Here is a 6,598-nt window from a genome sequence, read left to right as displayed (position 1 = left end):
GGGTGACCGCGGTCGGCGACCCGCGCGGTGTCGGTGCGCCCTGGGCCGTGGCCTCGGGGCTCCTGGCGATGGCGGCCTGCGTCGTGACCGGCGCGGCCGTGGGCACCCTCACCAGCCGGCCGCTGCTGCGCTCCCGGGGCTGGTCGCTCGCGGCCCTGGTCCTGGCCTCGCTCCTGGCCCTGGTGACGACCGGCTCCCCGGCGAAGCACGCCGTGACGGCCCTGATCACCGGCGCGCGCACGGCGGCGGTCCCGCTGCCGTGGACCGCCCTGCCGGGCGCCCTGCTCCTCGCCGCCGCGGCGGTGGCCGTGAGCGTCAGGGCCACGACCTGGCGGGAATGAGAAGGCCCTAGGGCCTTTCGTTTGGATCATGCCGGGCTCGCGGGCCCTGGCACCGTGCCTCGCCGCGTTGTCGTCGGTCCCCAACGCTCCGCGTTGACTCCCTCCTGCGCCTTGCGATCCACGGCACCAGACCCCGCTCCCTGATCCGGCCTGATCCAAACGAAAGGCCCTATGGCCTGACCGCCGTCGGCGCGGCCATCAGTTCCGACACCTTCACGAAGCGGTAGCCCCGCGCGCGCAGTTCGGGCACGATCCGGCGGATCGCCTGTTCGGTGACGGGCGCCGCGCTGCGCGTGCAGTGCATGACCACGAGCGAGCCGGGCCTCACCCCGTCGACGACCTGCTCGGCGACCGCGTCGCCGTCCTTGGCGAAGGCGTCGCCGCTGACCACGTCCCACTGCACCGCGGTGACCTTCGCGGGCCCGAGCGCGCGCAGCGCCCGGTCGTCGTAGCAGCCGCCGGGGAAGCGGAAGTACGGCACGACGTTGCGCGCCCCCGCCTGCCGGAACGCCGCGAAGGCCCGCTGGACGTCGGCGGCCATGTCCTGCTTCGCGACCGTCGGCAGGCCGTAGCAGGGCGAGGCGAAGGCGTAGTGGCTGTACGAGTGGTTGGCGATCTCGAAGCGGGGGTCCGTGCCGATGGACCGGGCCTGGTCCGGGTACTCCTCGGCCCAGCGGCCCGTCATGAAGACGGTCGCGTCGACCTTCAGCCGCCGCAGGGTCTCGATCAGCGCCGGGTTGTCGAAGCGCTCGCCGCTCGCGGCCCGGGGCCCCTGGTCGGCCGTCATGTCGGCGTCGAAGGTGAGCGCGACGACCTTGTCGCCGCCCTTGCGGGCGCGCTCGAACACGGGCGTGAGCCCACCGGGGCCCGGCGCCATCGTCGGTGGCGCCTCGCGCACGACGGCGGGCCCGGGCGCGGCACCGGGACTGGCGTTCGCACTCGTGGCGGGCTCGGGGCGCGACGGCGTGGCGGGGCTCGCGGGTGTGGTGGGGCTCGACGGTGCGGTGGCGGACGGGCCGTCAGGCGCCTTCGCCGTGTCGGCCGCGCCCCCGCCGCAGCCGACGAGCACGGCACCCAGCAGAGCAAGTGCCGACAGCTTTCGTACAGAAATGGTCACGCACGGAAACTAACCGATCAGGTCGCGAGCAGCCGCGTCCGGCACTCCGCCACGTCGAAGTCGCCCGGCGGGTACCGCGGGTCCAGGTCGGTGAGGTGTTCCAGGAGGAGCTTGCTGATCGCCCAGTTGCGGTACCACTTGCGGTCCGCCGGGACCAGGTACCACGGGGACTCCTCCGTGGAGCAGCGTTCCAGGGCGAGTCCGTACGCCTCCTGGTACGCGGGCCACAGGGCCCGCTCCTCGATGTCGCCGGTGTTGAACTTCCAGTGCTTCTCCGGGTTGTCCAGCCTCTCCAGGAGCCGGGCCCGCTGTTCCTCGTACGAGATGTGGAGGAAGACCTTGACGATCGTGACGCCGTCGTCGATCAGGGACTCCTCCCAGCGGTTGATCTGTCCGTAGCGGCGGCCGAGGTCGCGGCGGGGGACCAGGTCGCGGACACGGGCGATGAGGACGTCCTCGTAGTGCGAGCGGTCGAAGATGCCGATCTCGCCCGGCACCGGCAGCGCCCGGGAGATCCGCCAGAGGAAGGGGTGGCCGCGCTCCTCGGCCGTCGGGGCCTTGAAGGCACGGATCCGGCAGCCGGAGGGGTTGAAGTGGCCGATGACGTGCTTGACCGTGCCGCCCTTGCCGCTGGTGTCCATGCCCTGGAGCACGAGCAGCAGCCGGCGGCGGTCGCCGGCCGTGCTCGCCGCGTACAGGCGCTCCTGGAGGTCGGCCAGGCCAGGACCCAGCCGGGCCGTCGCCGCGATCCCGTCCGTCTTGCCCGTCGGCCCGGCCGGGATCTCCGACGCGGAGTACGTGGAGAGGTCGACCTGCTTGCCGACCGGCAGTCGCAGGACGTCCCGGAGGGCCGGCTCGATCGTCCGTGGGGCGTCCCGCTCGGTCTTCGCGCGCTCGGCCTGCTCGTCCCGCTTCCGCTTGCCCTTGCTCTTGTCCTTGCTCTTGTCCCTGTCCTTCTTGGCCACCTCGCCGACCCTTCCCGTCCGTCCGATCGCCCGCCCGACCGCGCCCTCCACCGATCCTGCGACGGAAAGCGCGGCGGCGCGACCGGGCGACCGGCCGTCGACGGGGCTACGTCAGCACCACGGGCCCCGCACGGCGAACGTCGTCCCCGGCGTGTAGCAGTTGACGTACATGGTCGTGCCGTCGGGGGAGAACGTCACGCCCGCGAACTCGCCCCACTCCGGGCTCTGTGGCGTGCCGATGTTCTGCGCCCCGCGGGCCACCGCGTACACCTCGCCCTTCCGCGTCAGTCCGTACACGTGCTGCGCGCCGTCGCCGTCCTCGCAGACCATCAGGCCGCCGCTCGGGGCGAGGCAGATGTTGTCCGGTGACTCGCCGGGGAGCTGGATGTCCGTGCTCGGGCCGAAGACGACGACGAGGGTCAGCCGACGGCGGTGCGGCTCGTAGCGCCACACCTGCCCGAAGTGGGTCGCGCCCGAGCCGTCGGCGGTGCGGGCGAAGGACGAGACGAAGTAGACGGACCTGTCGCCCCAGTAGCAGCCCTCCAGCTTCTGCGCGTGCGTGATGCCCCGCGGCCCGAAGTCCTGGAGCCGGATGGGGGTCTCGGCCGCCTGCGGGTCCGGTACGGGAACCCATTCGACGCCGTCGAAGCTCGCCCCGGTCTCCTGGATCACCGAGAGATCGGGCACGCCCGGTACCCGCATCGCCTCCAGGGCCCCGCCCGCGCGCAGCGAACCGTGGCCGCCCAGGGGCTTCTCGGGCAGGAAGCGGTAGAAGAGCCCGAACGGCTTCTGGAACGCGTCCTCCGTCTCGTACACGATCCCGCTGCGCGGATCGACGGCGATCGCCTCGTGCTGGAACCGGCCCATGGCCGTGAGCGGTACGGCTCCGGTGCGGCGCGGGTCGGCGCCGTCGACCTCGAAGATGAAGCCGTGGTCCTTGGTGTAGCCGTTGGTCCCGGCTCTGTCCTCGGTCTCCTCGCAGGTGAGCCAGGTGCCCCAAGGGGTCGGCCCGCCCGCGCAGTTGACGGCGGTGCCGGCGATCGCGACCCGCTCGTCGAGGACGTTCCCGCGGCCGTCGAGGGTGAGCGACGTACACCCGCCCTTGGCGGCCGGGTCGTAGGTCAGGCCCTCGACCGTCGGGACGCCGATCTTTCCGGTGACCCGGTTCTCGTGGTTGCGGACCAGATGGACGCGGCCCCGGCGCCCGGCGAAGGCGCCCATGCCGTCGAAGTTGCTGGGGACCAGGCCCTCGCCGGAGCGGAGGGGGTCGCCCTGGCGGGAGAGGACCGTGTAGCGGAAGCCCCGGGGGAGGTCGAGGAGACCGGCGGGGTCGGGCAGGAGCGGGCCGTAGCCGGCGTGGCCCCGGGCGGCGGCCGTACCGGCGAAGAGTTCGCCGAGGGCGCCCGAGAAGGCGATACCGGCGACGGAGGCGCCGGTGCGGGAGAGGATCTGACGTCGTGTCGCGGACATGCTGAGGCAACCCACTTCTGTTGGCGGACAGAGAGAGGTGTGACGTGTGACCCGCATGTGTGTATCACGCGGTCTGGTGACACGTGAACCCATGCGGGCCACACGGCCTCACTTGGCGTCAGAAGTTGTACGGATCAGAGGAGTTCGGCGGTCAGCGTGATCGTCGTGCCGGTGAGGGCCTGGCTGACCGGACAGTTCTTCTTCGCGTCCTCGGCCAGGGACTGGAACTGGTCCGCGTCCAGGCCCGGGACCTCGCCGCGGACGGTCAGGTGGATGCCCGTGATGCCCTCGCCCGGCTGGAAGGTGACGTCGGCCTTGGTCTCCAGGCGGGTCGGCGGGTTGCCCGCCTTGGCCAGGCCGTTGGAGAAGGCCATCGAGAAGCAGGACGAGTGCGCGGCGGCGATCAGCTCCTCCGGGCTGGTCTTGCCGTTCGGCTCCTCGGCGCGGGACGGCCAGGAGACCTCGTACGAGCCGAGCTTGGAGGAGTCGAGGGTGACGACGCCCTTGCCCTTGAGGAGGTCGCCCTCCCAGACGGTGTGGGCGTGGCGGACGGTGGCCATGTGAATCCCTTTCGATCGGGTATGGCCCCCAACCTACTGCGCGACCAAGCCCTTCGCGTCGCGAGCGAGCGCGGTGAGTCGGGAGATCGCCCGGAAGTACTTCTTGCGGTACCCACCCTTCAGCATCTCCTCGCTGAAGAGCTGGTCGAACGGGAGTCCGGAGGCCAGGACCGGGACCTCGCGGTCGTAGAGGCGGTCGGCGAGGACGACGAGCCGCAGCGCCGTCGACTGGTCCGGGACCGCCCGCACGTCCGTGAGGCAGACCGCCGTCAGGTCGTCGGTGAGCGCGCCGTAGCGGCTGGGGTGGACCTTCGCCAGGTGGTCGAGCAGGTGCGGGAAGTCGTCGAGGGAGGCGCCGGGCGTCGCGTACGCCGCCTTCGTCACCTCTTCCTCGGAGTACGGCGCCGGTGCCTCGGGCAGCCCGCGGTGGCGGTAGTCCTCGCCGTCGATCCGCAGCGGACGGAAATGCGCGGAGAGGCCCTGGATCTCGCGGAGGAAGTCGGCGGCGGCGAACCGGCCCTCGCCCAGCTTGCCCGGCAGCGTGTTGGAGGTGGCGGCGAGCGCCACACCCGACTCGACGAGCCGGCTGAGGAGGGAGGAGACGAGGACGGTGTCGCCCGGGTCGTCCAGCTCGAATTCGTCGATGCAGAGGAGCCGGTGGCCGCTCAGGGTCTTCACCGTCTGCTGGAAGCCGAGCGCGCCGACCAGGTTGGTCAGCTCCACGAAGGTGCCGAAGGCCTTGAGTCCCGGCTCGGCGGGCGTCGCGTGCCAGAGGGAGGCGAGCAGGTGGGTCTTGCCGACGCCGTACCCGCCGTCGAGGTAGACCCCGCGCGGCCCGGTGGGGGAGGCGGGCTTCTTCGCGAACCAGCGGCTGAGGGCCGGCCGCTTGCCGGCGCCGGAGGCGTGCGAGCCGCCGAGTCCTTCGGCGAAGGAGCTGAGGACCTTGACCGCGTCGGTCTGGCTGGGCTGGTTCGGGTCCGGGATGTACGTGTCGAAACGGACCGAGTCGAAGCGCGGCGGCGGCACCATCTCCGCGACGAGGCGGTCGGCGGGGACATGGGGCTCCCGGGCGCAGAGGGAGGCCGGAGCCGCTTCGGTGGAAGCCGCTTCGGTCATGGCGCGGGGGGCGTGGGAGGCACGGGTCGACACAGTTCCCCACTCTAAGCGCCGTGTCAGACTGCGAGGATGCGACGCCTGTTCCCTGTGACGGACATGACAGCCACGACGGCCACGACCGCGACGGCGGCCACGACCGCGACGGCGGCCACGGCGCCCACGTCCGCCTCGACGGCCACCACCGGGTCGTCCGGCACGGAGGCGGTCGGCGCGGACGCGCTCCGTGATCGGGAGTGGCTCCTCGGTGACCGGGAGTGGTCCCTCGACGAGCTCGCCGACGCCTACGCCTACCCGGACCTCGCCCCCGGTGAGAGCTGGCTGCGGGCCAACATGGTCTCCTCGCTCGACGGCGCGGGGCAGCACGACGGCCGGTCCCAGCCGCTCTCCTCGGACAGCGACATGCGGATCTTCGGCACCCTGCGCGGTCTCGCCGACGTGATCGTCGTCGGTGCGCAGACCGTGCGCCAGGAGGGGTACCGCCCGGCACGCGCGCGTGAGGCCTTCGCGGCCCGCCGGGCGGCCGCCGGGCAGGGCGTCGCGCCGGTGATCGCCGTGGTCAGCGCCTCCCTCGACCTCGACTTCACGCTGCCGCTCTTCACCGAGCCCCTGGTCCCGACCCTCGTCCTGACCGGCGCGGAGGCGCCCGCCGACCGGGTGGCCGAGGCGCGGGCGGCCGGGGCGGAGGTGGTGATCGCGGGCGACGGGACCGGCATCGAGCCGGGCCGCGCGGTCGCCGCGCTGGCCGGGCGGGGGCTCCGGCGGCAACTGACCGAGGGCGGTCCCCGGCTGCTGGGCCAGTTCGTGGCGGCGGGGGTGCTCGACGAGATGTGCCTGACGGTCTCGCCGACCATGACGGCGGGCAGCGCGCAGCGCATCGCCGGAGGGCCGTCGGTGGCCGTCCCGCAGCGGTTCGACGTGGCGTCCGTGCTGGAAGAGGCCGGGTTCCTTTTCACCCGCTACCGTCGGATCTGACAGTCGGCGGAATTTGTCGTTCCGGTTAGCTTCCGCTGGGCACACTTACCCCCGTAG

At 72.4% G+C, this 6,598-nt stretch carries 6 protein-coding genes and 1 pseudogene; 2 read left to right on the top strand and 5 right to left on the bottom strand.

Annotation, left to right across the window (positions count from 1 at the left end; translation table 11 throughout):
• A pseudogene (locus AB0E14_RS34635) lies at nt 1–341 on the top strand (ABC transporter); the annotation flags it as partial.
• Nucleotides 342–510: 169 nt separating this feature from the next.
• On the opposite strand, the gene AB0E14_RS34630 reads toward AB0E14_RS34635, so the two are convergent.
• The 5 genes from AB0E14_RS34630 to zapE form a co-directional block, all read right to left on the bottom strand.
• Nucleotides 511–1,458, bottom strand: coding sequence for a polysaccharide deacetylase family protein (locus tag AB0E14_RS34630; protein WP_362427673.1), 948 nt, complete (start codon nt 1,456–1,458; stop codon nt 511–513).
• Nucleotides 1,459–1,475: 17 nt separating this feature from the next.
• Entirely contained in the window at nt 1,476–2,318 is an 843-nt protein-coding gene (locus tag AB0E14_RS34625) for a PPK2 family polyphosphate kinase (protein WP_362427679.1), read from the bottom strand.
• A gap of 216 nt (nt 2,319–2,534) precedes the next feature.
• Nucleotides 2,535–3,893, bottom strand: coding sequence for an alkaline phosphatase PhoX (locus AB0E14_RS34620; RefSeq protein ID WP_362427670.1), 1,359 nt, complete (start codon nt 3,891–3,893; stop codon nt 2,535–2,537).
• A 134-nt stretch (nt 3,894–4,027) separates the two neighbouring features.
• Nucleotides 4,028–4,453 (bottom strand): OsmC family protein, encoded by a 426-nt coding sequence (locus AB0E14_RS34615; protein ID WP_362427667.1) that lies wholly within the window; start codon nt 4,451–4,453, stop codon nt 4,028–4,030.
• 33 nt (nt 4,454–4,486) lie between these two features.
• Nucleotides 4,487–5,569 carry a cell division protein ZapE gene (zapE, locus tag AB0E14_RS34610; RefSeq protein WP_362427675.1) on the bottom strand — a complete coding sequence of 361 codons (1,083 nt, stop codon included), beginning with the start codon at nt 5,567–5,569 and terminating at the stop codon, nt 4,487–4,489.
• 96 nt (nt 5,570–5,665) lie between these two features.
• On the opposite strand from zapE, the gene AB0E14_RS34605 reads away from it, so the two are divergent.
• Complete coding sequence (locus AB0E14_RS34605; protein WP_362427664.1) at nt 5,666–6,541, top strand: pyrimidine reductase family protein; 876 nt, start codon at nt 5,666–5,668, stop codon at nt 6,539–6,541.
• Nucleotides 6,542–6,598 lie beyond the last annotated feature (57 nt).

Source organism: Streptomyces sp. NPDC047981, assembly GCF_040653315.1.
Classification (GTDB): Bacteria; Actinomycetota; Actinomycetes; order Streptomycetales; family Streptomycetaceae; genus Streptomyces.
Note: the sequence above shows the minus strand (reverse complement) of the source record. Positions and strands in the feature narration are given on the sequence as shown.

Bases quoted from the DNA above. Each gene is read 5' to 3' on its own strand.
- AB0E14_RS34620 (WP_362427670.1), bottom strand. From the start codon at position 3,893: ATGTCCGCGACACGACGTCAGATCCTCTCCCGCACCGGCGCCTCCGTC.
- AB0E14_RS34615 (WP_362427667.1), bottom strand. From the start codon at position 4,453: ATGGCCACCGTCCGCCACGCCCACACCGTCTGGGAGGGCGACCTCCTC.
- zapE (WP_362427675.1), bottom strand. From the start codon at position 5,569: ATGACCGAAGCGGCTTCCACCGAAGCGGCTCCGGCCTCCCTCTGCGCC.
- AB0E14_RS34605 (WP_362427664.1), top strand. From the start codon at position 5,666: ATGACAGCCACGACGGCCACGACCGCGACGGCGGCCACGACCGCGACG.